General features: G+C 52.0%; 22 protein-coding genes and 2 pseudogenes. 12 read left to right on the forward strand and 12 right to left on the reverse strand.

Features of this window, described 5'->3' with window-relative positions:
- Window positions 1-274: 274 nt before the first annotated feature.
- A complete protein-coding gene (katE, locus tag B880_RS0121335; protein WP_017349500.1) occupies window positions 275-2539 on the reverse strand; it encodes a catalase HPII in 2265 nt (754 codons plus the stop codon).
- 365 nt (window positions 2540-2904) lie between these two features.
- On the opposite strand from katE, the pseudogene B880_RS25375 reads away from it, so the two are divergent.
- Together B880_RS25375 and B880_RS26790 are read left to right on the forward strand one after the other, a co-directional pair.
- A pseudogene (locus B880_RS25375) lies at window positions 2905-4329 on the forward strand (phosphoketolase); the annotation flags it as partial.
- 16 nt (window positions 4330-4345) lie between these two features.
- Complete coding sequence (locus B880_RS26790) at window positions 4346-4453, forward strand: hypothetical protein (RefSeq protein WP_237761036.1); 108 nt, start codon at window positions 4346-4348, stop codon at window positions 4451-4453.
- 83 nt (window positions 4454-4536) lie between these two features.
- On the opposite strand, the gene B880_RS0121350 is transcribed toward B880_RS26790, so the two are convergent.
- Window positions 4537-5925, reverse strand: coding sequence for an MFS transporter (locus tag B880_RS0121350; RefSeq protein ID WP_017349501.1), 1389 nt, complete (start codon window positions 5923-5925; stop codon window positions 4537-4539).
- 98 nt (window positions 5926-6023) lie between these two features.
- On the opposite strand from B880_RS0121350, the gene B880_RS0121355 reads away from it, so the two are divergent.
- Window positions 6024-6884: a LysR family transcriptional regulator gene (locus B880_RS0121355; protein ID WP_017349502.1), complete on the forward strand. Its 861-nt coding sequence runs from the start codon at window positions 6024-6026 to the stop codon at window positions 6882-6884.
- A gap of 31 nt (window positions 6885-6915) precedes the next feature.
- A complete protein-coding gene (locus tag B880_RS0121360; RefSeq protein ID WP_017349503.1) occupies window positions 6916-7476 on the forward strand; it encodes a GNAT family N-acetyltransferase in 561 nt (186 codons plus the stop codon).
- Here B880_RS0121360 and B880_RS0121365 read toward each other — a convergent pair.
- The 3 genes from B880_RS0121365 to B880_RS0121375 all read right to left on the reverse strand — a co-directional run bounded on the left by B880_RS0121365 (window position 7455) and on the right by B880_RS0121375 (window position 10753).
- Complete coding sequence (locus B880_RS0121365) at window positions 7455-8888, reverse strand: aminotransferase-like domain-containing protein (protein WP_017349504.1); 1434 nt, start codon at window positions 8886-8888, stop codon at window positions 7455-7457. The genes B880_RS0121360 and B880_RS0121365 overlap by 22 nt on opposite strands.
- Before the next feature lie 246 nt (window positions 8889-9134).
- On the reverse strand, window positions 9135-10028 hold the full coding sequence (locus B880_RS0121370) for a dihydrodipicolinate synthase family protein (RefSeq protein WP_017349505.1): 894 nt from the start codon (window positions 10026-10028) through the stop codon (window positions 9135-9137).
- An 83-nt stretch (window positions 10029-10111) separates the two neighbouring features.
- Window positions 10112-10753 carry an HD domain-containing protein gene (locus B880_RS0121375; RefSeq protein WP_017349506.1) on the reverse strand — a complete coding sequence of 214 codons (642 nt, stop codon included), beginning with the start codon at window positions 10751-10753 and terminating at the stop codon, window positions 10112-10114.
- 117 nt (window positions 10754-10870) lie between these two features.
- On the opposite strand from B880_RS0121375, the gene B880_RS0121380 reads away from it, so the two are divergent.
- Window positions 10871-11833, forward strand: coding sequence for a GlxA family transcriptional regulator (locus B880_RS0121380; RefSeq protein ID WP_017349507.1), 963 nt, complete (start codon window positions 10871-10873; stop codon window positions 11831-11833).
- A gap of 202 nt (window positions 11834-12035) precedes the next feature.
- On the opposite strand, the pseudogene B880_RS27155 reads toward B880_RS0121380, so the two are convergent.
- The 5 genes and pseudogenes from B880_RS27155 to B880_RS0121405 form a co-directional block, all read right to left on the reverse strand.
- Window positions 12036-12623 (reverse strand): annotated as a pseudogene (locus tag B880_RS27155) (FAD-dependent oxidoreductase); the annotation flags it as partial.
- 21 nt (window positions 12624-12644) lie between these two features.
- Complete coding sequence (locus B880_RS27160) at window positions 12645-13187, reverse strand: flavin monoamine oxidase family protein (RefSeq protein WP_337589600.1); 543 nt, start codon at window positions 13185-13187, stop codon at window positions 12645-12647.
- Window positions 13112-13810 carry a cupin domain-containing protein gene (locus B880_RS0121395; protein ID WP_017349510.1) on the reverse strand — a complete coding sequence of 233 codons (699 nt, stop codon included), beginning with the start codon at window positions 13808-13810 and terminating at the stop codon, window positions 13112-13114. The genes B880_RS27160 and B880_RS0121395 overlap by 76 nt, the downstream gene beginning before the upstream one ends.
- A 40-nt stretch (window positions 13811-13850) precedes the next feature.
- The gene (locus tag B880_RS0121400; RefSeq protein ID WP_007712977.1) at window positions 13851-14195 is read right to left on the reverse strand and encodes a carboxymuconolactone decarboxylase family protein; all 345 of its coding nucleotides are present in this window, start codon (window positions 14193-14195) and stop codon (window positions 13851-13853) included.
- 224 nt (window positions 14196-14419) lie between these two features.
- Entirely contained in the window at window positions 14420-15334 is a 915-nt protein-coding gene (locus B880_RS0121405; RefSeq protein ID WP_017349511.1) for a LysR substrate-binding domain-containing protein, read from the reverse strand.
- A 177-nt stretch (window positions 15335-15511) separates the two neighbouring features.
- Between B880_RS0121405 and B880_RS0121410 the strand changes: the two genes are divergently transcribed.
- The gene (locus tag B880_RS0121410) at window positions 15512-16288 is read left to right on the forward strand and encodes an SDR family NAD(P)-dependent oxidoreductase (protein WP_017349512.1); all 777 of its coding nucleotides are present in this window, start codon (window positions 15512-15514) and stop codon (window positions 16286-16288) included.
- A gap of 128 nt (window positions 16289-16416) precedes the next feature.
- Complete coding sequence (locus B880_RS0121415) at window positions 16417-17622, forward strand: MFS transporter (RefSeq protein WP_017349513.1); 1206 nt, start codon at window positions 16417-16419, stop codon at window positions 17620-17622.
- 113 nt (window positions 17623-17735) lie between these two features.
- Here the strand turns inward: B880_RS0121415 and B880_RS0121420 are convergent, their stop codons facing one another.
- Window positions 17736-18227, reverse strand: coding sequence for a GNAT family N-acetyltransferase (locus tag B880_RS0121420; protein WP_017349514.1), 492 nt, complete (start codon window positions 18225-18227; stop codon window positions 17736-17738).
- 93 nt (window positions 18228-18320) lie between these two features.
- Here B880_RS0121420 and B880_RS0121425 point away from each other — a divergent pair, with 93 nt between their 5' ends.
- From B880_RS0121425 to B880_RS0121450, 5 genes are all read left to right on the forward strand, one after another.
- Window positions 18321-19259, forward strand: coding sequence for a LysR family transcriptional regulator (locus tag B880_RS0121425; protein ID WP_026042829.1), 939 nt, complete (start codon window positions 18321-18323; stop codon window positions 19257-19259).
- Between the two features lie 227 nt (window positions 19260-19486).
- Window positions 19487-20332: a BglG family transcription antiterminator LicT gene (gene licT, locus B880_RS0121435; protein ID WP_017349517.1), complete on the forward strand. Its 846-nt coding sequence runs from the start codon at window positions 19487-19489 to the stop codon at window positions 20330-20332.
- A 232-nt stretch (window positions 20333-20564) separates the two neighbouring features.
- Window positions 20565-21998, forward strand: coding sequence for a PTS transporter subunit EIIC (locus tag B880_RS25385; protein ID WP_017349518.1), 1434 nt, complete (start codon window positions 20565-20567; stop codon window positions 21996-21998).
- A 95-nt stretch (window positions 21999-22093) separates the two neighbouring features.
- Window positions 22094-23506, forward strand: coding sequence for a glycoside hydrolase family 1 protein (locus B880_RS0121445; RefSeq protein ID WP_017349519.1), 1413 nt, complete (start codon window positions 22094-22096; stop codon window positions 23504-23506).
- The gene (locus B880_RS0121450; protein WP_017349520.1) at window positions 23496-24779 is read left to right on the forward strand and encodes a carbohydrate porin; all 1284 of its coding nucleotides are present in this window, start codon (window positions 23496-23498) and stop codon (window positions 24777-24779) included. The genes B880_RS0121445 and B880_RS0121450 overlap by 11 nt, the downstream gene beginning before the upstream one ends.
- Window positions 24780-24925: 146 nt before the next feature.
- Here the strand turns inward: B880_RS0121450 and B880_RS0121455 are convergent, their stop codons facing one another.
- A complete protein-coding gene (locus tag B880_RS0121455; protein ID WP_017349521.1) occupies window positions 24926-25465 on the reverse strand; it encodes a VOC family protein in 540 nt (179 codons plus the stop codon).
- Window positions 25466-25738: the final 273 nt, after the last annotated feature.

Raw genomic sequence — 25738 nt, forward strand, 5'->3', positions numbered from 1 at the left:
ATTAAGCCTGGCAGAAGAATTTAAATTTGTCACGAACGGTTCTGAAAGTGATTGGCTGGTTTTCATCGTGCTGGTGTGAATATTTTCATAAAGTTCCAGACGTAATGTTATCGAATTGTATATGCCATAATGATATTTTTACTGCCTTTAAAAATATCTACAAATATTTTTCCAATCATTTTCTGAGATTGGGAATGTCAGTGAGAATTATCTGAAAATACCTCGGTGGCCAACGGCCCTGACATTCACGCAGGACGCGTTGGCTAATTGACCATCAGGCCGGTATAGAAAGTGCTTTATGGCTACGCGACCAGATGCGATGAGATTTAATCCCCTCAATAAATTCCGTCAGAAGTGGGGGATCTGCTTTGTCTCCATCGGCAATTCCCGCTTCTTGTTCATCAGCCCTGAGCGCAAACGCCGTCTTGAAAAGGCGGGCATCACCGCTTAATCCAATCACCTTAAGATGTTTGTACGCCTCCAGCAGGAAGTATCGACTATCGCCACTGAGCAGCAGGGCATCAATATTTCCGTCAGGCACAAAGACCGCATCAAAGGTCACTGAAGGTAAGCCAGAAAAAGTGGCATCTACGGGCAGGGCTGAGCCATCATCAGCCTGAACCTGACCCAAATGTGCAGCCAGTAGCTTTGTATGGATACCTTCTGTTTTCAACGCCTTCAATACGGCCAGTACATCGGCAGATTTTACGCCATCACTCAGCAATAAAGCGGCCTGACAACCTTTAACTGAGCGATCCTGCTGTGCATAGAGACTCAGACTGTCATCTTTTTTCAGACCATTTACGTCAGCAGCGGGGGGTGTATTAAGCTGATCGTTTGTCAACCTGATGCCCAGATTGTCTGCCACGCGCTGCCCCAGAGTGACGTCGATGTGCACAAGGTGATCAATAACCCGTTCGCGGATGTACGGCCGGGAAACTTTACTTAACTCAAACGAGTAGGCGGCAATGATATGCTCTTGTTCCACGGTAGTCTGGCTCAGCCAGAACAGGCGAGGCTGTGAATAGTATTCACCGAAGGAGGGGCTGCGTTCACGTATCTTGCTACCTTCAATGCGCTCCTGATAGCTTTCAAAGCCGCCGCCCTGTGGGGCGGGTGGCGTCTCTCTTGGCCAGTTGTCATTGATAGAGTTAGGTTCGTAATTTGCCGGATTGGTATCGATGTCCTGTCGGTGCATACCCTGGCGCTGAAAATTATGGTAGGGGCAGACAGGACGGTTAATCGGGATCTCATGAAAGTTTGGCCCGCCGAGGCGGCTGATTTGCGTATCGGTGTAGGAGAAAAGCCGGCCTTGTAGCAGAGGATCGTTGGTGAAGTCGAGGCCCGGTACGATATGTCCCGGATGAAATGCGACCTGTTCGGTTTCGGCAAAGAAGTTATCAGGATTGCGATTCAGCACCATTTTGCCTACGCGTTCTACCGGTACCAGCTCTTCCGGGATTAATTTAGTGGCATCGAGAATATCAAAGTCGAATTTACATTCATCTTCTTCCGGGATCAGCTGAAGGCCTAGCTCATATTCTGGATAGTCACCCGCCTCGATGGCTTCCCACAAGTCGCGTCGATGAAAATCGGGGTCGCGGCCGGTTAGCTTCTGAGACTCATCCCACAGCAGTGATGCTTTCCCGGCCACGGGCTTCCAGTGAAAGCGAACAAAGGTGGATTTACCTTCCGCATTGATTAGCCGGAATGTGTGTATGCCGAATCCTTCCATCGTGCGGTAGCTGCGGGGAATACCACGATCGGACATCGCCCAGATAACGTTATGCAGCGTTTCAGGCTGGAGAGAGACATAATCCCAGAAGGTGTCATGCGCGCTTTGGCCCTGGGGGATTTCATTGTGTGGTTCGGGTTTTACCGCATGGACAAAATCCGGAAATTTATGGGCGTCCTGAATGAAAAATACCGGTGTGTTATTGCCGACGAGGTCAAACACGCCTTCCTCAGTGTAAAACTTAGTGGCAAATCCCCGAATGTCGCGCACGGTGTCCGCAGAACCCGCACCACCCTGAACCGTTGAGAACCGGACAAAGACCGGAGTTACCTGTTCCGGGTTGGAAAGAAAATGTGCCTTAGTGAGGTCGTTTAGCGACCGATAGGGTTGAAAGAATCCATGTGCGGCGGAACCACGCGCATGCACAATGCGTTCAGGAATGCGTTCGTGATCAAAATGCGTGATTTTCTCTCGCATAATGAAGTCTTCAAGCAGCGTTGGGCCGCGACTCCCTGCCCGAAGCGAGTTCTGATCGTTGGCTATGCGTGTGCCCTGATTGGTTGTCAGCGGCTGGTCCGATCCCTGTTTACGTGCTGCGTCGAGTTGCTGGAGTTTGGTATTTTGCGTGTTCGGGGCTTTAAGGCTGCCGGGTGCGGTAGGGCTTTTTCCGGGTGGCGTGGGTTGAGCCGGCGGCTGATGTGAGCCGTCTTCCGGGGCCAGTGAACCCAGTCCCGGCTTGACAGATTCAGGACCCGCTACCGGGGTGCGTTGGCTTAATACTTTTTTATCTGATTGATTCGACATTGCTATCTTCCTCTCTCTGATATGAAAAAACACTCCTGAGTGTAGGGTGAAACAGCAAATGTGTCATATTGAGCGAATAGGTGACTGGTTCACGTATTAAATTTCTCTTACTTATCCTTTCAGCAATTCATCACAGCGTGAAGATATTTACCCTTTAAATAAGCCAGGCGGCGGCGCTGGATATTTAAGAATAAATGCATAGCTATCAAGACGTCACAGAATCTGATTTCAATGGTGTCTCCAGGTGAAGACAAAAAATAATGGCTTCTTGTCATGGAAATTACGTTGCGGCATGTCCGGGCTGGCTAGCAACTTTACCTATTCTCTATTAGGGTTAATTATCTGTAATTTTCTGAGGAGGGACTATGAGCAATGCGACCTTGTCCGTTGAATTAACATTACTGGACAGATACTGGCGTGCGGCCAATTATCTTTCCGTAGGCCAGATTTACCTGATGGACAATCCTCTGCTACGTCAGCCTCTTGAACCTCACCATATCAAACCGCGTTTATTAGGGCACTGGGGAACAACGCCGGGCCTGAACTTTATTTACGCACACCTCAATCGCATCATTCGTCAGCGAGATCTCAATCTGCTGTATGTTTGCGGACCTGGCCACGGTGGGCCCGGTATGGTGGCAAACAGTTGGCTGGAAGGCAGCTATAGCGAAATTTATCCCCACGTCAGTTCTGACGAAACGGGTATGCAGCGTTTGTTCAAGCAGTTCTCTTTCCCGGGGGGGATCCCGAGCCATGCAGCTCCTGAAACACCAGGATCGATTAATGAAGGCGGGGAGCTCGGCTATTCACTCTCTCATGCTTTTGGTGCCGCCTTTGATAACCCTGAATTGATCGTGCCCTGCGTAATAGGTGATGGGGAAGCGGAAACCGGACCACTTGCAGCAAGCTGGCAGGGTATTAAATTCCTTAATGCCAGGCGTGATGGAGCCGTGTTGCCAGTTTTGCACCTTAACGGCTATAAAATTGCCAGCCCTACCTTACTGGCACGTAGCAGTGACGAGGACTTACGTAAGCTATTCAGCGGCTATGGCTATGAGCCGCTGTTCGTCTGTGGCAGTGATCCTGCTGTGATGCATAAAAAAATGGCTGATACGCTGGATTATGCATTTAACAGAATTGCACATTTCCAGCAGCAAGCGCGCAGCGGCACTGCACCGGGTCTGATACCGTCATGGCCGATGATTGTGCTGCGTAGTCCCAAAGGGTGGACCGGCCCCGATGTTGTGGATGGGAAAAAAGTCGCAGATTTCTGGCGCGCTCATCAGGTGCCAGTCTCTGCCTGCCGCGATAATGACGATCATCGCGTCATCCTTGAGAACTGGATGCGTAGCTATCAACCCGAGAATCTTTTCGATAAACACGGTCAGTTGATGTCTGAGTTAAAGGCATTAGCGCCTGCAGGTGACAAACGGATGAGTGCAACGCCCTTTGCCAACGGAGGGCGATTAAGACAGTCGCTCGTTACGCCAGACATAGAGAAGTTTGCGCTTGAAACCGGGGAAGCGGGTAGTTTAACCGGACAAGCAACGGAACAGTTTGGCCACTACCTGAGTGAGGTTTTTCTGCTCAATTAGCATAATTTCCGCCTGTTTGGGCCTGATGAAACGGCGTCAAACCGGCTATCACCCGTGTTTGACGTTACCAGTCGCACCTGGATGGCTCCCCTGAAAGACGATGATGAACAGCTAGCGCGTAATGGACGAGTAATGGAAATTCTCAGCGAACATCAGTGTCAGGGTTGGCTTGAAGGCTATCTGCTCACAGGACGCTGAGTTGCTTGATGAGTTGCAGGAACGGCTAGATGAACATCACCGTTACGTGCGCGAGTACGGCGAAGATATGCCCGAAGTCAAAGACTGGCATTGGCCCGTTGAGGGCAACGATAAACGTTAGCGATTTTATGACGCCACAGCCACTTGGGAAGTCAGTCCAGAGGCCTTCGAAAAGGCCTCGTCGTGAGGCTAGTGAATGTTACGTTACGGGTCACAGGCAGGGACCATGCTGGGTTTTTGCGCGGTAGTCAGCGTCATCCATCCGAACCCGGCGGCCAAGAGCAATAGCCCAGCACTGATCGCAATTGATAACTGCATACCGGCCATAAATGCCACCTTTTCACTGTGTCGTATCATATACCCAAACAACGCGACGCCAATGACGCCGCCGGTTTGACGTGCGGTGTTCAGCAATGCCCCCGCGACGTCAGATTGATGAGCCGGTGCGGCCGCCAATACGGCATGCGTAATCGTCGGAATCGCCAGCGCAATGCCGCTACCCGCCAGTAACATGGGGATGATGAGTGTCCAGTGCTCACCACCGGGAAGGGCGAGTAACATCAGCAGGTAGCCACTCGCCGAAATCAGCAATCCGCTAACCGCTAGCTCGCGTACTCCACGTCGCGTCATCAGGCGACCTGCCACCACATTCATCACCATTAAAATCCCCATCATCGGCAAAAATGCCACGCCAGTTTGTGCAGCGCTGAAGTGACGGATGTGCTGAAAATAGAGGCTGAAGACAAATACCATTCCATAAAAGGTTAAATTGGCGACCAGACCGATAAAGGTAGAAGCCGCAAGGTTAGGGCGCCGAAACAGGGATAGCGGCAACATCGGATCGGGTGATCGGGCCTCCGTGCGGACAAATACGCCACCCAACAGCAGCGATGCCACGAAGCAGCCAATAATTAACGGGTGTTGCCAGCCATAGCGACTGGCTTCTGTCAGAGAAAACGTCAGGCAGCCGAGGGCGAAGGCACCTGACAGTTGTCCGGGCAGATCGACGCTTTTACCCGCTTGCGTCGGTGAAGGCGCGGCATAACGCTGTGCCAGCCAGAGACCAGCAATGCCGAGGGGAAAATTAAGCAGAAAAATGGCGCGCCAGCCAAAACTGCTGAGCAACAGGCCGCCAATCACCGGGCCTGCTGCCAACGCGATACCGCCGCCAGCGCCCCACCAGCCAATGGCTCTGGCTCGGGCATCGGGGGTGGAGAAAGCCTCGCGCAATAGGGTGAGTGATGTCGGGATCAGCAGGGCCGCACCAACACCTTGCAAGCTTCGAAATGCGATCAGTACCGACAGTGACGAGGCAAAGCCGCAGCCTACAGAACTCACAGTAAACAGCGCAAAGCCAAGTATAAAAAGCCGTTTGCTGCCAAACCGGTCAGCCAGCAGGCCAGCGCTGAGCAACAGCGCTGAGAAAACCAGCGCATAGGCATTCACAATCCACTGTAATCCGGCCATGTCACTCGAAAACTGATGACGCAGCGCTTCCAGAGCAACATTCACCACGCTGACATCAAGTAACACGATCACAAACGCCATGCAGGAGGCTACCTGCACCAGCCGGGGTTGATAAGAAGGACGCATTATTTAGACCCTTAAAGGAAAAGAGCCTGAGCATAGGGCGTGGCTATCTGTGCGTAAATTCCCTATATTTGCACATCACCTCGCGTATAAGTGCACATATGTTTAACTGGGAAGATTTACGATATTTTCATGCAGTCGCGCAAGGCGGCTCGCTATCAGCGGCTGCGCGGCTGTTGCAGGTTGATCATGCCACCGTAGGGCGGCGAGTCACCTCTCTGGAACAACAGCTAGCCGGGCGTTTACTCGATCGTCAGGCGAGAGCCTGTGTGCTCACGCCTCTGGGCGAGCAAGTTTTGCAGCTCACCCGCGCAATCGAACATCACGCCTTTGCAATTGAGCGTGCCGCGGATGCTGAACGTGCACCAGCGCGAGGAAAAGTGACGCTGAGCGTTCCCCCTGTGCTGGTTAACACCTTACTTACCCGCTGTATGTTTGATTTCCGGCAGAGGTATCCGGAGATTCAATTAACGGTGGTCAGCCAGCCTGGCGTGGTATCGCTGACTCGCCGCGAAGCTGATCTTGCGCTTCGCCTGGTGAGACCCACCGATGACCACGATGTTGCGCGTAAGCTGGGCGTAATGCCGTTTTCGCTCTACGCCCACAACGACTATCGATACCTGAATGATCCCGCCCGTTGGGAGTTTATTGGCTATGAGGAGCAATTGGCACGCATGCCTCATGCGAAATGGATCAATGAGATTGCTGGCCAGCGCCCGATTAGCTGTGCCGTAAGCGATATCATCAGTCAACATCAGGCAGCGAAGGCCGGATTGGGTGTGGCTTCGTTGCCACAATTTATTGGCGATAGCGATCAAGAATTGCAACGTTTGCCGTACACGAAAGCAGGATTTTCACCTGAGGTTTGGCTGGTCGTGCACGCAGACCTTCGTGCCTCGCCGCTGTTGCGTAAGGTGATGGATTTCATTACTACAGCGGTGAAAACCACGCTCAACTGCTAATCTTCAACTGACACACCGACAAGGAGGCCAGATGAAGATTACCGATATTCCGCCGCACTACCTCAGCAATGCGCTGTTTCATTTTGCAGCGCCAACAATGGCGCGGGTAGATGAAATGCTGGCAACGTTAAATGCCTTTGGCCCACAGCATCATGCGTTTTTACCCTGGTCAATCGGGCCGCATCACCGCAGCGCGGTGGCGGAGAATATGCAGGAGGCGATGGATAATTTTTCCCGCCAGGAAAATGAATTAAAGTTTCTGATCATCGATAACCAGACGCAGCGGCTGTTAGGCTGCATCAGCCTGTTTCTTAAAAATCCGGCGATTCCTGCCTGTGAGCTGGGTTACTGGCTGGCTGTGGAGGCAGAAGGGCGCGGCGTGATGACCCAGGCCTGCGAACAGATGACGGCGATGGCGCTGGCGTTATTTGCGCCGAAACGGCTGGAGATCACCACCGCCGGACGTAATCAACGCAGCGCCGCCGTTGCCCTGCGCTGCGGCTATCTGCTGGAAGCGCGCCTAAAGCACCACCGAACCGATAGTTACGGTGAAGTCGATGACACGTTGATCTACACCTGGCCGCTAAATTGAGTTTGAGTGATCATACGACGAATAATATCGCCCATTGTTTTAGCGGCTATTTCTTCTTTCTCACCCCATTCCCATGACGTATTAATACGAAAACAGTGAGATAAAACATCGGATGTTGAGAACATTTTTCCTGGCGCAATACTAATCCCTTGCGCCAGGGTTTTCTTGCTCAGCTCACTGGCATCCAGACTTTTTGGTAATTCCAGCCAGAGAAAATAGCCCCCCTCGTTATAATGAACGCAGACTTCGCGAGGCAGGTGACGTTGTAAAATTTGCCCGATGCGTTTTTTTCGACTGGAAAGCGTTCGCCTTAATTTTCTCAGGTGCTCTTCATAACTTCTGGTCGTGAGATAATCAACAATCGCAAGCTGCATGGGAGAACTGGTAGACAGCGTGCTCATAAACTGTAATTGCTGAACGCGCGGCGCATGTTTTCCGGCAGCAACCCAGCCAATACGAAAACCGGATACCAGACATTTAGAAAAGGAGGAGCAATGTAATGTCATATCCTCCGTATCCCAGGCTTTGGCAGGCAGTGGTTTATCCCGACCGGCGTAGAGTTCGCTGTAGACATCATCTTCGATCAGAACCACCTTATATTTGGTTAAAAGCGCAATAAGGCGTCTCTTTTTTTCAGGGGACAAGGTAAATCCCAGCGGATTTTGACAGTTTGTCATCAGCCAACAGGCTTTGACGGGGTAATCGATCAACGCCTGCTCTAAAGCCTCCAGATTGATACCTTCGTCTATATCCGTCGCAATGGATAAGGCTCTTAATCTCAGTCTTTCCAGTGCTTGTAGCGCATTATAAAAACAGGGGTTTTCGACGATAACCCAATCTCCTGGCTCGGTGACTGCCTGAAGACTCAAATTTAATGCTTCAAGCGCACCGGCCGTGATGACAATTTCTTCTGGAGAAATACTCATACCCTGTTGCGCATAGCGACGAGCAATCGCTTGCCTTAAATCGATATTTCCGGGTGGAAGATTATTGATGACGCTTAACGCTGATGTTGTTTTGCTGGTATGAACGAGAGATCGATTCAATTGCTGATGGGGAAATAACAGTGGGTCAGGGAAACCTGAACCAAAGGGAATAATAGAGGGGTCTTTACCCGCCTGCATAACCTCAAAGATGTAGGTGTTAATATCGACGGCTTCGTCCTGATTCACCTGAGGAACAGGATGAGTTTTTAAATTATCCGTTTTTGGTGCGACATAATAACCAGACTGAGGCCGCGCTATCACTCTTCCCTGGCTCTCAAGTAGATGATACGCATGCCCAACCGTAACGAAACTCATCCCACTGGTTGTGACGAGTTCACGAATAGAGGGCAGCTTGTCACCCGGAATCCATACGCCGAGCTCAATTTGATCGATCAACTTCTGGGCCAGTTGCTGATACTTCTTCATTTGCCACCCTTAAACCATCCTGAAAACGCTGCAATCACGATTTTTATCAATGAGTCACTTAACTTACGCGCTGAGTGGCAGTCATAAAAATAGTCGACCGTGATTATAATAATTTCCAGTGGGCTTAATGAATAACAGTTTTAACAGAAATCATAATAACAGTTAAAAAATGCCTGATTGTAGGCTGCCCGATAATCAATATTGACAGTGCCGACTGTGGGGGCACTGTCACCTCTTTCGTGCAACTTACCTTAGCTCAAGGCGGGTAATAACCGCAGCAACCTCTGCAATGTCATCCGCTGACAGCGGGCGAAGCGGGCGGGGCAGACAGTCTACATCCGTTAGCCTGAGCGCGCCCGCAGCGGCGGCCATGACACGGATACTGCCGCCATGTTTGCGGAACAGATCCCATAGTGGCTGTAGACGTTCGCTGAGCTGGACAACGCGCTCGCGCTCTCCACGTGCAGCCGCGTCGGTGATCTCCTTCGCCGTCTGTGGGAAGAGGCCGCCGCAGACCGAGTACCACACTTCGCAGCCAGCGTTGAGACCAGTAGCAGCACTGGCGTCTCCGCTGATGCCCACCGTCACGCCTGCAGGCAGCTTCGATTTCAGCCGCTGCACACGCGCCAGAGCGTCTTCCGGCGAAGGCGGGACGCCAGGGATTTTAACTGATCGGATGCCAGCCAATTCGGCAATCCGCCCGTGCAATTCGTCGGAAAATTCAAAGTGCGTTGTGCCCGGATTATCGTAGATACAGACTGGCACCGAAACGTGCTGCGTTAGCGTCTCGAACAAGCCGAACACCTCATCGTCCCTGAGCTTTTGATACGAAACCGGCGGCAGCAGCAACGCATTGGCCCCGGCCGCCTGCGCGTCATCAGCCAGGCGCAGCACCTCATCGGTGCTGAGCGACCCCACGCAAACTATTAGCGGAATATTTCCCGCATGTGACTTTGCGATGGTCGCTATCTGCTTGCGCTGTGGGCGCGTCAGGTAGGCGTAGCTACCCGTTGATCCAAGCACACCGATGGAATCCGCACCGGCTGACGCAATCCGTTCAAGGAGGCGAATAAAGCCGCGCTCATCAAGGCCTGCGGGCGTAACGGGCGTGAGTGGAAAGGCGCTCAGACCAGTAAACATAGGATGCTCCTGCGGGGTCAATGGGGTTAACTCAGGCGAGAATAGCAGCAACCCTGGCCTGGAGAAAGCGGGCCGAGAGTGGGTTATGCCTGCCAGCGTGACTGACGGATAATGCTACAGAAATTCACAGGCTTGAACTGGGCGTCTTTGTCTGCCAACACATCGGCTTTCACGTTACCAAATGTCGTTTGGGGCTTGTGTTTGATACCGTCATAAAAGGCCTGAATGATGTCTTCCTTAAAGTCAGGCGTACGCGGATACTGCTGGGTCACCGCGCTGATTTCTTCCTGTGAGAATTTTTGATAATCGATTCCCAGCACATCCATTTCAACGCCTGCCGTGAGCAGAGCTATCTCAGGTGCCATGAACTCGGGAATGCCCGGCGTGGTATGCAGGGCAATAGCGGTCCAGACTTTATCAATGTCCAGTGTATCGATGCCATAACTTTCCAGGAATTTACGGGCTTCATTTGCCCCATCAACTTCAAAACGTTTATCGCAGCTGCAATATTCATGCGTAAGACCAAGGTCATGGAACATACATCCGATGTACAGAAGTTCAGCATCGGCTTTCATTCCTCTTTTCTGACCCGCCAGGGCTGCCCAGTGGTACACACGGCTTGAATGGTTAAAAAGGAGATCGGATTCGGTATCACGAATGAACTCGGTGGCTTCACGGGCCATTTTAGTGTCCGGGATACTGATGCCTTCAATTGTGCGGTGCATAAAAAAATCCTCTTTTCTGTTGTAGGCCTACAGAGTAAGGCCTAACATCAATGTCCTAAAGTGAAGTATAAAGACGATTCTGGACATAAAGATGATTCAGGACGCCAGGAGGATAAAATGAGCCATACCATCGCTATCCTTGCCATTACGGGGGTTCAGATGCTTGATGTCTGTGGCCCGATGGATGTCTTTGCCGAGGCCAACCGGGTACTTAAACGCCACTTTTATACGCTACACGTCATCGCCGTCACCGGTTCCATTATTCACTCCTCGTCCGGGGTTAAACTGGCGGCAGATGCAACATTGTCAGACAGTGACGGATTTTCAGCTCATACTTTTCTGGTCGCCGGTGCGCCAGATATTGCTGATTACCAGCCGGACGTGCACGTGCTGAGCGGGATCAGCGCAATGTGTGAGTCGAGCCAGCGTTTTGGTTCCGTCTGTACGGGCGCACTGTTGCTGGCTCTGACCGGAAAGCTGAATGGGAAGAGGGTAACTACACACTGGGCTTGTGCGGATACGCTTTCTCTCAAGCATCCTGAAATTATCGTAGAGGCAGATGCTTTATACGTTGCAGATGGCTGCATCAGAACAGCAGCCGGTGTCACCTCTGGCCTTGATATGGCGCTGCGTCTTGTCGAAGAGGATCTGGGCAGAGAGGTGGCGACAGAAGTCGCGGATCAACTGGTTATGTTTTTCCGCCGACCGGTTAACCAGTCGCACTTTGTGAGAGGACGTGCGCTCTCTCTTGATGGCCGTACGGCTCTTCAGGATCTGCAACGATGGGCTATTGCGAACATTAAAGAAGTGACTTCGGTGGCCATGATGGCAGAGCATATTGGCTTCAGCCAGAGGCATCTCACGCGGATTTTCCAACAGGAAGCGGGTCTCACTCCTGCACAGTGGCTGGAGCGCGAACGCGTAGCCAAAGCAAAGTTGCTGATTGAAAAACAAAAATTGCCAGCAAAAAAACTTGCCGCTGAATGTGGTTTTTCCGGACCCGATGTCATGAGGCGCATATTTAGCCGCGTAATGGGGATCACGCCCAGTGGTTATCAGAAATTGCTAGGCCGCGGTTAGTTTTTACTGAATGGCAGCACTGACCCGACATGACAATAATTGCTAACTTCGGCTCAGCGCTCTGGCATCTGCGCCTTGTGCCAAAGCGGACGTTTCAGAAGCCAGCTATTTCCAATAGCTGGCGTATTATCGAACCTGAATCTCATGTTTTTTTTAATAAACTCATATCTGGCTTTAAAGGCGACGAACCCTGTGCAAGGACTCAATTCTGTTGTAGCCAGCGCTGAACGCCCGTTGATGCAGAGGCAATTGCACCTGCCAGATAGCCTGAGAACTGCGGCGACCATTCACTGGCGATACCCGTCATCTCTTGAGACCATTCTCCCTTCGCGGGAACTGGTTCAGGCATTGCGTGCCCAGCTTCTTGCAGGAGATCAAACTCCGTTGCAGTAAACAGATCGGTCGCCCAATCTTTTATATACTCAGCTTCGGGCTCTGCTGCATCCTGACCAAATAAGCGTACAAGTTGCTGCCGGCACAGGCCTTTGAGCACGGCTTCACTGATGGTCCATCGCGATTTTGCCGGTACGCCAATAAAACCAAATAACGCTGTTTTCCCCGTACCTGGCTCGGAAACGTTGTGGATCTCAACCATAGGCCCCACGCGGCTTCCTGCATTCCCTGAAAGCTGTCGTGCATGCAATAAGTCTGTTTTAAATACAGCGACATATTTCGCATGGGGAGCCATCCATGTCGGGGTTTTCCGCCAGTTTGAAAGCAACTGCTCCGGCAGCGCCGGTCTGAAATCTATTTTAGCGGCCAGAGCAGGAGGCAAAGCGAGGAAGACATGCTCACTGGAAAACTCGGTTTTTTAACTGCCTTCGGATCGGGTATAGACCTGTACTTTGTTGTCGGTCCGGGAGACAGCCACCACCTGATGGCCTGTTTTAATCTTCTCAACCGGGATCTGACTTTTGAGTGCCGTGGTCAGCGACTGCATTCCTCCCTCCAACCTGAAAGACGCCGGAGAGCTCTCCCAGGTCGGGTAGCGTTCGGGGGGAGAACTTAGCTGACGTTCGTAGAGCATGTCACCCGGGCAGCCATGCGCTATTACCGAAAGCTTAAGCCGCTCGATCAGATGCGCGAAGTCAGGCTGAATGTCAGGCCAGAACCACGCAGCCCCCATATCAACATGAATGCCTGTGTCGGTATCCGCCAATTCCAGGCCTGACAGCACGCGGCCGCCTGTTCTGTCACGAGCTTCAAGGATCACATAATCCACGCCCGCTTTTTCAAGCAGTGTGGCAGCATAAAGACCGCTTATGCCCGCACCAATGATCAGTACGCTCTGCTTCCTGATGTCGTTCCGGTCAGAATTATCGGGCTGAGATGCCCCGTTTTCAGATAAAAAAATGCACCAGCGGCGCTGGCAATAAGAGCGGGCATATCATCCGGCGGAAACCGCAGCCAGCTTCCAGCTTCATAGCAACCTTCCGGCGCCTGAAGTTGACCTTTCAGAAGAAGGAGTTCCGCTCCACCTGTAAGTGGCGCACAGAAGACCCGCTCGCCCGGGGCAAGTTTCTGAAGCTGAACGGTCTCTGAAGTCCCTGAGAATAGGGGGCAGATTTGTCTGTGCGGCTGCCCCTGCCAGTTGGCTGCCTCCTGCGTATTTATTCTGAGCGGCTGGCGTTCATCGGCAGACATCTGGCGCAGCTTGACGAAAATGGTCGTGCCGTTGCGGCTTGAGGGTTGGTGAGAAGAGCCGTCCGGGCTGCGCAAGTACCAGCCGGCAGGGTGATCGACACCGTCTTCTGTAAACGTCCCGTCGAGCACCAGAATCTCCTCTCCGCCAGGATGGCTGTGTGCGGGGAATTCGGATCCGGGCGCATATCGGACAAGGCTTGTTGCGCGGGCCTGCTCGTGACCAATTCGGTCAAGCATCACCCGCTCAACGCCGGGCTGGGGAGAAGGTACCCACTGATAATCATCCGGGGTAATGATTGCATGCTGTGAAAAATCAGAATTAAGTAACATCATAATCAGTGATTAGACGGCCCACAGGAGGCCGTCTGCAGGCCTATTTATTTGGCAGATTATCGTACACGTCCAGAGCACGCGCGGTATACGTCAGCGCTGCACCGGTGTTCAGGTTAATGGCTACGGCCAGCGCTTCGGCGATCTCTTCACGCGTAGCACCGTGCTTAACTGCAGCGTCAACGTGTACGGCCAGGCAACCATCGCAACGGGTAGTCACGGCAACGGCCAGTGCAATCAGCTCATGGGTTTTGGGATCAAGATGCTTGTTTTCTGACGCCCCTTTATCCATCTGCTGAAAGCCTTTCATAAACTCTGGTTGCAGTTTGGCAAACTTACCGATGGTGGCTAGTAGGCCGCTGCGATATTCATTCCAGTTCAAAAACATTCAAAACTCCGGCTATTTTTTGTCTCAGAAAAGTCATTACATGACGTCGACAATACGCCCGTTAAAAAACCGGCCAGTATTACCTTTCGTTAAGGGCGATTATCAGAAAGCCTGACGACTTCAACAAATCAGATAATCTTGCGAAGCAGAGTAGAAATTCTATGCCGTGAGGTGAAAATTACGCGGCCGGCATGGTTGCCAGCGCAGCGTAATGTTTGAGTGGGCTATGAACGGCCTGAGATGACATCCTGGAGAAGCCAGTCATGGAAAACGTTTACTTCATCGCGCATGACTTTTTGTTGCGGGGTGACCAGATAATAGGACCATTTGAGCGGCCACCGGTGGTCGGGGTGCAACTGGACCAACTGCCCTGTTTCAATATGGTTTTTCACCAGAGCGTGTCGGACAATAGCGACTCCTCTGCCGCTCAGGGCCGACAGGATCACGGCTGAGGTAGAGTTAATATGCAGCCCGCTTTCCAGCGCTTCGGGTGCACCAACTGTCATCAGCACATTATCCCATGACGGAAATTCCGCGCCTGGATGCGGTGTGTCATCGTGTATCAGTTTTTGCGTGGCGAGCCATTCACTGCAGGCCATTTTTACGGGTGGCACCAGGCGCGGGCTGCAAACCAGAACGGCTTCTTCATCCATCAGCCAGGTTTTACTCACGCCAGGCCAGTCGCCCTGTCCGCAGCGAATACCGATATCAGCCTCGCCATGCGACACGTCCATCAGCTTTTCAGTGACGTTAAGCCGCAGATCGATATTTTCGTGCGTTTCCGAAAATCGGTTCAGGCGATCCATCAGCCAGTTCATCACCAATACCTGCGAGGCTGTTACCACTACTACCGAGCGCGACCGGCGACCCCGAAGCTTGTTTAACCCGGTTTCAAGCTTGTCGAGACCCTGTGTGATGTCTTGCAGCGCATCCTGCGCCTCGTCAACCAGCGTCAGCCGCTCTTTTCCTGAGCGGGTGCGGTGAAGAAGGGGGTGTCCGACCCAGTCCTCAAGCGAGCGTACCAGTTGGCCTACTGCGGCGGGCGTAACGCCCAGTTCCTGTGCCGCACCGGTAAAACTGCCGTGCCTGGCGGTGGCTTCAAAAGCATGCAGCCATTTAAGCCGGTTTAACGATCGCATAATAGACATCCTGATTTCATCATTTTCCTCAGTATACGCGAGCGAGAAAGATTTTCTTTCCTGAGTCGCAATTTCTTCTCAGTCGTCAATCAGGGGGCCGGGTGGCATTCTGATTTCACACAATGAGGAGCGTGACTTTTCATCTATAACAACTGTATGAATTTAAAGAGGTTAGTAATGAACGCATCTTTTGCCGGTAAAAAACTGTTAGTGGTTGGCGGTACAAGCGGTATGGGCTTCGAAACGGCAAAGCGGGTTCTGAAAAACGGTGGTAGCGTTGTGCTTGTGGGTAATCGCCAGGACAAAGCAGAGCAGGCTCGCCTGGCGCTGGCTGCCAGCGGCCAGGTTTCTATCATCGTTGCCGACCTGATGAAAGAAGAAGGTATGCAGCACGTGGTGGATATCATTAACGCCGAACATAAAGATATCAGCCTGCTGGTCAATGCGGCTGGCGTGTTTTTCCCGAAAGCGTTCACCGAACATGAAGCGTCAGATTATGACATGTACATGAGCATTAACCGCGCGACGTTCTTTATTACCCGTGACGTGGTGCGCAATATGGTTGAGGCTGGCATTAAAGGCTCGATCGTTAATATCGGCTCCATGTGGGCACAACAGGCCATTGGTGCCACTCCGTCCTCAGCTTATTCAATGGCCAAAGCCGGCCTGCACGCGCTGACTAAAAACCTGGCCATTGAGCTGGGTGAAAAGGGGATCCGCGTGAATGCGGTTTCTCCGGCGGTTGTTCACACGCCAATTTACGAAGGCTTCATTCCAAAAGACGACGTGAAGGATGTGATGAACAGCTTTGACAGCTTCCATCCAATCGGTCGCGTGGGTACCCCGGCTGATATCGCTGAAACCGTTGCTTTTCTGCTTTCTGACCAGACTGGCTGGGTCACCGGCGCTATCTGGGATATCGATGGCGGTGTAATGGCTGGCCGTAACGCCTGATGAGCATGCCGCACGTGCTTAAACGCGTGCGGCACTGGAGTCTTTATGCAAAACCAGACCGCGCATTTTTACCTTACCCGCTCCCGGTCTGGATGAGGTGCTCACCATGAATCAGGATGATTAATCACATGTCCGCAGAATATTTCCTGTCTGTAGCAGAACAGAAAAATAATATTATTCGTCTATCAGCCGCGCAGGCTCTCGCGGGTGCGAACTCCGTGGTTTTCTATGCCACGGGTGCCATTGTCGGCAATGCTATCGCCCCCAGCGGCGCGCTGGCAACGTTGCCCATCACCATGTTTGTCCTGGGGATGGCGGCCTGCATCCTGCCATTAGGTTCACTGGCGCGGAAAAAGGGGCGAAAAGCTGCATTCATGGTCGGCACCGGAACAGGCGTTATTACCGGACTGGCTGCAGCTCTCGCCGTCGTCGTTGGCTCATTTTTGCTGTTCTGCCTCGCGGCATTTTTGGGAGGCGCATATGCGGCCGTCGCGCTCAGCTTCCGTTTTGCCGCTACGGATGGCGTCGCGCCTGAACGCCGGGCTCGTGCTTTGTCGCTGGTTATGGGCGGCGGAGTGATAGCTGGCGTGGTGGGTCCTATGCTGGTTTCAGGAACGATGCACCTCTGGCCGCCTCACACCTTTGCCATCACGTACCTCGCCCAGGCTCTCGTGGCCGTCATTTCGGCCTTCACACTCAAAGGCGTGAAAACCCCAGAACCTGTCGATGCAATAAAAACAGGTGGACGGCCTTTACGCGAAATTGTCAGCCAGCCAGGGTTTGGGCGCACCGTATTTAGCGGTGCGGTCACCTATATGGTGATGAACTTCCTGATGACGGCAGCACCGCTCTCGATGCACATGCACGGCATTTCTCAGCAGGCGTCCAATCTCGGTATTCAGTGGCATGTTATTGCCATGTATGGGCCGGGGTTTTTCACCGGCAAATTAATTAACCGCTTTGGGGCCATGCGTATTGCGGCTGCGGGCCTGCTTATCACTGCATGCTCTGTCCTGGCTGGACTCGCCGGAACCAACATTTTCCACTACTGGCTGTCGCTGATTTTGCTGGGTCTGGGCTGGAATTTTGGCTTCACCGGTGCATCAATGAAGATCATTGAATATCACCGTCCTGAAGAGAAAACACAGGTTCAGTCCATGAACGATTTTGTGGTGTTTGGGGTGATGATCGTTGGGTCATTTTCTTCAGGCGCTCTGCTCAATCTCTACGGCTGGAACGCCGTCCTGTGGGGGTCTCTGGTTCCCATCGGGCTTGCCTTCTCCGGTATTGTTAACGAGTTGCGGGCAAAAAAGCAGAGTGAATTAAGTACCTGAGGCGGTTTTATCTGTCGCCCGGAAGCGGGTTGTGTTGAGATGAAACGTATTTAAAGCCCAAAATCAACGAACATGATTTTGGGCTTTTTAGGCTTGTCTGCCGGGATAATAAACTACAGCGTCATGATCATTTCATGCCAGGCCATGCCGCCGTGATCTGACTCCGAGGGTTTGATATACGCGTAGCCGAATTTTCTGTAGAGCTCAACGTGATGCGTCTTGCACATAAGATGAATGGTTTTTTTGCCCATCTCTCTCATCGCACTGATAAATGCCCGCATCATTAAACTGGCGTAACCTTTGCCCTGATAATCGGGATCTAGCACCACTGACATGATCACAACGTTCGGCGCAGCGCCATCATGGCCGACCAACTCTTTAAACTCTTCGTCTGACATCACAACGTCCCAGGCACACCCGGAATTGATGAAGCCAATCAACGTTCCATCCAGCTCCGCACAAAGAAATCCTTCGGGATACTGTTGGATACGGGTGGCAATTTTTTCCCGTGTAGCGGCTTCGTCACCTTCATAGGCCTCGCTTTCAATGGCATAACATCTGTCGAGGTCTGACATGCTGACTTGACGGAAAACTGGAGTGGTCATTTTTCACCTGCGGTTTCTGATTCTGGACGGCAGCACTATACCCGAATAACATGATGAACATACTGCATTCTATTCATAGGTGAGATGAACAATATGCATCATGAATTGCGTGTACTCGACATGAATCTGCTGCTTGTTTTTGATGCTATTTACCGGCATCGCAGAATAAATAGCGCTGCCGGAGAGCTGGCAACCAGTCCTTCGGCCTTGAGCCACGCGTTGTCACGGCTCAGGACAACCCTGGGTGATGAGCTTTTTGTCAGGCAGGGCAGTCACATGCAGCCCACGGCCAGAGCCCACGTCATCGCTCCCGGTTTATCTGCCGCGCTGAATGCAATGTCGGAAAGTTTGCGCTCAGCAAACGTATTTCGTCCTGAAAACAGCACCCAGACCTTCCGCTTTGCCGTAACAGACTACACGGCAGCCGTCTTTTTCCCGGCGCTGGTGACCCGTTTACAGCAGACTGCACCTGGCATATCGGTTAAAGCCATCTACTCTACGGGCTATGACTCGCTGGAAGACCTTGCCACCGGTAAAGTGGATTTCGCCATAGGATTTCAGACGCCGGAGATGCGCCATCACAGTCAGCTTGGCGTGATTGAGGGATTCAGAGATGACTATATGGTTGCCGTGAGCAGCCGTCACCCGCGCATCACTGACAATCTGACACTTGAGCAGTTTCTGGCGGAAGGCCATGTGGTGGTTAATCCGTGGAATGAAGCCCGCGGAACGATTGACCAGGAGCTGGAAAAACTGAATATCCGGCGGCGCACTGTGGTCGAACTTCCCAGCCTGTTATCCGCACCTGCCATCGTCGCCAATTCAGAGCTGATCACCACACTGCCTGAAAGAGCAATGGCAACCCTGTTCAGCTCGGAAGCCTTGACCTGCTTTAAAGTGCCATTTTCTGTTCCGGCCTACGCGCTGAACGTCTACTTCCACAATGCTCGCAGCGTTACCCCGGGCCATTACTGGATGAGAGAACGCATACAAGAGTTGATGAACGCGTTAAATCATAAAGCAGCAACATGAATGACCCGTGGCTGCACTTCCAGGCACTTTATGAGGAGCAGCATACCAGCCCGAAATCATCAATGGAGAGAGAAGGGCTGCTTGTCTGGAATGTGACAATACCTGCACTTAAGACAAAAGAAGCGAACCCACAGGCGCTTCGGCAACATGGTAATTGACATTCTGGTGCGCGCTCCTTTATTTTTTTTCTGGATAAATCTCCCGCCTTGTTCCCTCTGGAGCTTGTGATGAAAATAGATCGAATACTGAACAATAATGTTGTTATCACGGTTGATGACAATTTGCAGGAAATGGTGCTAATGGGTAAGGGGATCGGCTTTAACAAAAAAGCCGGAGAAGAGATTAATTTGTCCCAGGTTGAAAAAACGTTTTCACTGGATAATGCCTACAGCGACCATTTCAGGTCATTACTGGATCAGGTTTCGAAAGAGTGCATTCTTGCCACGGAGGCGATCATTTCTCTGGCCCGTAGTCGACTTCCCGGAAAGCTACACGACAGTTTATTAATTTCACTGGTTGATCACTTACACTATGCACTACAGCGATTTTCAGAGAATGTCAGCATTCAAAATGCATTGCTGTGGGAAATCAAGAAAGTTTACCCACACGAGTACGCTATCGGAAAAGACGCGCTTCAGATTATCTGTCAGCATACCGGCACGCTGCTACCCGAAGACGAAGCCGGTTTTATCGCTTTGCATCTGGTCAATGCCCAGCTCAATGATAATATGCAGAACACGATGAAGATCACACGTTTTATGCAAGATATATTAAGCCTGGTGGCTTATCACTTTGATATTAGCTATCAGGAGTCGGCATTAAGCTATCAGCGTTTTGTCACCCATCTAAAATTTTTTGCTCAGCGCATCCTGGATAAAAAACACCTCACCACTGGCGATACTGAACTGGCAGAGTTAGTGAGAAATAAATACAAAGACGCCTACGCCTGCGCTATAAAAATCAGTCAATACAGTGAATTGCATCACGATCACCAGCTGACGATTGATGAGCTGATGTTTCTAACTATCCACATTGAGCAGGTAAAAATATCTATTCCTACTGAAGATAAATAACACTTATTTTTTGTGAAGAGCTTCACACAGTGTCATAACGTTAAGAAAAACACTTGTCGGAACGAAAGTTTGAGGTTATAAATTTTTTCATAACAGGATTGTTATCTTCTCGCTTCATCAGCGCGTTGAGCAAAACCTAACTTCATCTCCCGAATCAGTTCAACGGGAAGGAAAGTTAGGTTTTTTTTTGCCTAAAATTTCCTTCTCAGGAAATTCTGATAAGAGGTAAGTTATGGGATATGCCCATTTATGTGCTGAGATCATAAACGGTGTAGGGGGTAAGGATAACATTGTCAGCGTTATTCATTGCGCTACGCGCCTGCGTTTTAAATTGAAAAATAGCAGTCTTTCTCAGGCGGATAAATTAAATCAGGTGGCGGGTGTTATTACCGTTGTGGAAAGCGGCGGACAGTTTCAGGTAGTTATCGGTAGCCATGTCGGTGAAGTGTACAATCAGCTTGTTGAATCAATTCCTGATAATAACCAGGGGGAGGGTATCGATGATAACGCCTCATCAACTTCATCTCCTCGTGGGTTTAAAGCGATATTAAATGGCGCCATTGATATTATTTCCAGTATCTTCGCACCGCTGCTGGGGATATTGGTGGCCGCAGGGCTATTAAAAGGCTCGCTGATCATTGCCACACTGTTTAACTGGATAAATAAAGAGGGCGGCACATATCTGATCCTTTTTGCTGCCAGTGATGCGGTATTTTTCTTTATGCCCGTCCTGCTGGGATATACCGCAGGGAAAAAGTTCGGCGGCAATCCGCTGGTCACGCTGGTGTTGGGTGCCGCTATGGTTCATCCCTCGCTGATTGAAGCCTTTCACACCACTCAGGCCGATCCGGCACAGCATTATTCGTTTATGGCTATCCCGGTCACTTTTATCAATTACAGTTCAACGGTGATCCCGGTGATACTCGCGGCCTGGTTCAGCTGCTGGCTGGAAAAACGGTTCAACCGCTGGTTACCGGCATCCATTCGCACCTTCGTGACGCCCTTTTTGTGCCTGGCGATCGCCTTACCGGCTACCTTCCTCGTCATTGGCCCACTGGCCACGGAGCTCAGTTCCGCCATCGGCACCGGGTATAACTGGGTCTGGCATCTCAATCCCACCTTTGCAGGCGCAGTCTTTGGCGCACTGTGGCAGGTTTGCGTGATTTTTGGTCTGCATTGGGGGCTGGCACCGTTGATGATCAATAACCTTATGACCACAGGTGTGGATACGGTTTCTGTACTGGTTCAGGCTGCGGTCTGGGCTCAGGCGGGCGCCACGCTGGGTGTCTGGTTGCGCACCCGTGACACAGCGTTGAAACGTATTGCCGGGCCATCATTCCTCTCCAGCATTTTCGGCATCACCGAACCTGCAATCTATGGCGTTAACCTGCCGCTGAAGCGTCCGTTTGTGTTTGGCTGCATGGGCGGTGCTATCGGAGGGGCGATTATCGGCTATTACCACGGCACTGCCTATGCCTTTGGAGGGTTGGGGATTTTTGCCTTCCCATCCTTTATCTCGCCATCAGGTCTCGATACCGGTTTTTGGGGAATTGTGATCGGTTCTACCGTCGCCTTCCTGTTCGCCTTTATCAGCAGTTGGATGGTCGGCATACCGCGTTCGGTTCCTGACCCTCAAGCGGAGCTACGTCCGGCTGCACCGCGCTAACACTTTAGTTTCATCCCTTCCACCCTGAGTTTCCCCTCCTGGCTGCCTGAGGCTGCCGGACGGGCAGGGTATGGCCTAAAAATGAGGACTACTATATGAAAAAGACATTTCCTACTGATTTTCTCTGGGGCGGTGCGGTTGCAGCTAACCAGGTTGAAGGTGCTTTTAACGTGGCGGGTAAAGGCCTTTCCACGTCAGACTATCAGACGCGCGGCCTGCTCTATCCCCCCACAGAACGAGCAGCCGGTGAGTTGTACATCAAAGACGTTGCCAGTGACTTCTACCATCGCTATCCCGAAGATATTGCCCTGTTTGCCGAAATGGGATTTAAAACCCTGCGCACCTCGATAGCCTGGACACGTATCTACCCTAACGGTGACGAAACCACGCCGAATGAAGCCGGGCTGGCCTTTTACGATGCCTTGTTCGATGAAATGCTCAAGTACAACATTCAGCCACTGATTACGCTTTCCCACTACGAGATGCCTTACCATCTGGCGAAAAACCTGGGCGGATGGGGAAACCGGCAGACGATTACCTTTTTCGAACGCTATGCCACCACGGTATTTGAACGCTATCAGCACAAGGTCAAATGGTGGCTGACCTTTAATGAAATCAACGCCGCGCTGTTCGCACATTTCGGGCCGCTGGGCCTGCCGGAAGGCAGTAGCCCGCAGGAAGTTTATCAGGCGGTCCACCATCAACTGGTCGCCAGCGCGCGCGTGGTCAAAGCCTGCCATCGTATTATCCCGGATGCAAAAATTGGCAACATGGTGGCGGCCATGCCGCAATACCCGCTGACCTGCCATCCTGACGATGTGCTGGAAGCGCAGCGTAAAGAGCGAGAGTGGCTATTCTTCTTCGACGTTCAGGCGCGCGGTGAGTACCCCAGCTTTATGGTGCGTCACTTTGAACAGCAAAACGTCCTGCTGGAAATCACCCATCAGGATCGGGAAGACCTGCGCGAAACGGTGGATTTCCTCTCCTTCAGCTATTACATGAGCAGCTGCGCCAGTGCCGATCCAGAGCAGCATAAAGTCACTGGTAATATTTTAAATCTGATTACTAACCCGCATTTAAAAGCGTCGGAATGGGGCTGGCAAATCGATCCGGCTGGCATCCGCTATCTGCTGAATATGCTCTGGGATCGCTATCAGAAACCGCTGTTTATCGTCGAAAACGGGCTGGGGGCAAAAGACCGGATTGAGGAGGATGGCAGCATCCGCGACGACTACCGCATTGCCTACCTGAATGACCATCTGGTTCAGGTCCGCGAAGCGATTGCCGATGGCGCACAGGTTCTGGGTTACACCAGCTGGGGCGCAATTGATCTGGTCAGCGCATCAACGGCAGAAATGTCAAAGCGTTACGGCTACATCTATGTAGACCGCGACGATCGGGGACAGGGCACCCTGCAACGCCATCGCAAACAGAGCTTTGGCTGGTATCAGCAGGTGATTGCCAGCGCCGGTGCCAATCTGGTGCAGGGAGATAAAAATGCGCAATAAGCTGCTGCTGACGTCACTGCTGCTGTCGTTGGCACCCCTGACGCAGGCCGCTGATGACTGTTCCCGGTTCGATAAAATGCTGCCGAAAGGACCAGAGACGCCCACTATTGGTTCAGTCTGTGACACCATCTCCCCCGAATGGGGGGGACTTCGTCAGGATATGGCCGATTATGGCTTATACGCTCAGGTGCAGCTGTTAACCAACCTGACCTATGATGTGGCCGGTAACTGGAAAAATGAGCCGAATTATGTGGGTCAGAGATTGACCACCGGCAACGCCCTAAGCGCAGATCTCACTTGGGATCTGGCGCGTATTGGCATGGGCGAGGGTGCCCAGCTGCACCTTGGCGCGATGTACGCCTATAACAATTTCAAAGGCAACGGTCAGGACGGGCATGTTGCCATCAGCGATCTGTCTGTCTATCAGCCTTTATTCAACAACCGGGTGATCCTGCATTACGGCTATTCGGCCTGGCTGACGCATTTCTACGGGCTGTATCTTGGCAGCAGTACCGCGTCTTCGGCGCTTGGACCCACCAGCGTGATGCTGAGTCAGGCTGGGTTGACCAGCCTGAAGCCCAGCCCAGGTATGGATATTCGTTTTCAGTCTGAGGATCAGCGCTGGTACGATCATATTGGTGTGGCCCGCAGCCAAAGCTCGGACGGGCTGCGAGCGGATTCGAAATACAATACTTACGGACTGCGCTGGCAGGTCCCGAACGCAGGAACGCTGTTAATAAACGAAATCGGTTATCGCGTTAATGCCAGCGAGTCAGAACACATGACGTGGCTGCGCGGCGGGTCGGTCTACAATAAGACACCGTACTTCGACTACAACACCGAGCAGGATAAGAAGGAAACCTGGTCTCACTACCTGGCGGCCACTCATCAGCTCAGCCAACCGGATGCCAGTATGCCGTTCAGAGGATGGTATATTGACGGAAAAACAAACTATGCACCGCAGGATCGCAATGTCTTCACGCAGGACGCTTCGCTGACGCTGTTCAGTATTGGTCCGTTTGATAGCCGTCCAATGGATATGCTGTCGTTTGGCCTGGCCTGGAATAAATTCAGCAAGGATGCGAAGGCGTATTACGAACGGCACGGCAGCAGTGCAGAGAGCTACAGCACTACGGCTTCAACCGCCTATACGCTGCGCGTCAGCAATGGCGTGTACTGGACCAATCAACTGGCATGGACGCATCATCCCTCCGTCACCCCTAAAGAGGACGATGCGTGGAACCTACTAACGCAGATTGTAATTAATCTGTAGGCATCAAACCCCGTTTATGTGGATACCGCCCCAGCACCAGTACAGTGTGCCGCTGAGGGCGGTATCAGTCCGCATGTCGGTGGGTAATGCTTGACTAGCGGCTTGTCCTGGCGATGTTTTCAGGCAGCCCGGGGCTGCCAGTGTGTTTAGGGTTCAGGTAGCCAAACCTCGGCTTCGCTATCGTCGGGGTAATAATAGCCATTGGGGATGGATTGCAGCTCTATCAGGCTACCCCAGGGGGTTTGAAAGTATACGCTGGCATTCTCTTCGGTATCTTCGTGGCGTGAATTTCCATGGACCTCAGAAAGAAATTTACCGCCCGCGGCTTTTACGCTTTCTATCGCGTAATGAATATCGTCCACGTACAGCGAAATGTGGTTCCAGCCCACATCCTGAAGCCTGGCGGGTTGTTTTTGTTCCTGACTGACTATCTCAAACAGCTCCAGGTTGGGGCCATTCCCAATCCGCAGTAAGCGTTGTTTGATAATCATTGAGCCTGATGTGAGGCCCAGTTGCCGCTCAGTATCAGCCCCTTTTCTGGGAGGATCGTTGTCTGTGAGGCCGTTATAGACAAATTTCGCGTCCAACGCTTGCTGCAAAAATTCAGTGGCCTGTTGCAGGTCTGGAACGGTTAGCCCAACGTGGTTGATACCTCGGCTCAAAGGGCGCTTCCTTTTATTTTCCATACTTATCCTCCAGTTAGAAACGTAGTGGTTCCTACAGAGGGTAGTTCCTTTTCAGCCAATGTGCTGGATCTGGACGAAGGTGTTGCTCGCAGCAGACTTTCCCTCACCCCAGCCCTCTCCCACAAGCGGGAGAGGGAGCTCGATCGGCAATAAATGTGAGTTGGGAAGCCACAAACCGCACGGACGATGTTCCGCACATTACTGACATGAAGGCACGAACGATGTCCCGCACCTCACTAACATGAAGGCACAAACGATGTCCCGCACATCACT

The sequence above is a fragment of the Pantoea sp. A4 genome (genome assembly GCF_000295955.2).
GTDB classification, from domain to species: domain Bacteria; phylum Pseudomonadota; class Gammaproteobacteria; order Enterobacterales; family Enterobacteriaceae; genus Pantoea; species Pantoea multigeneris.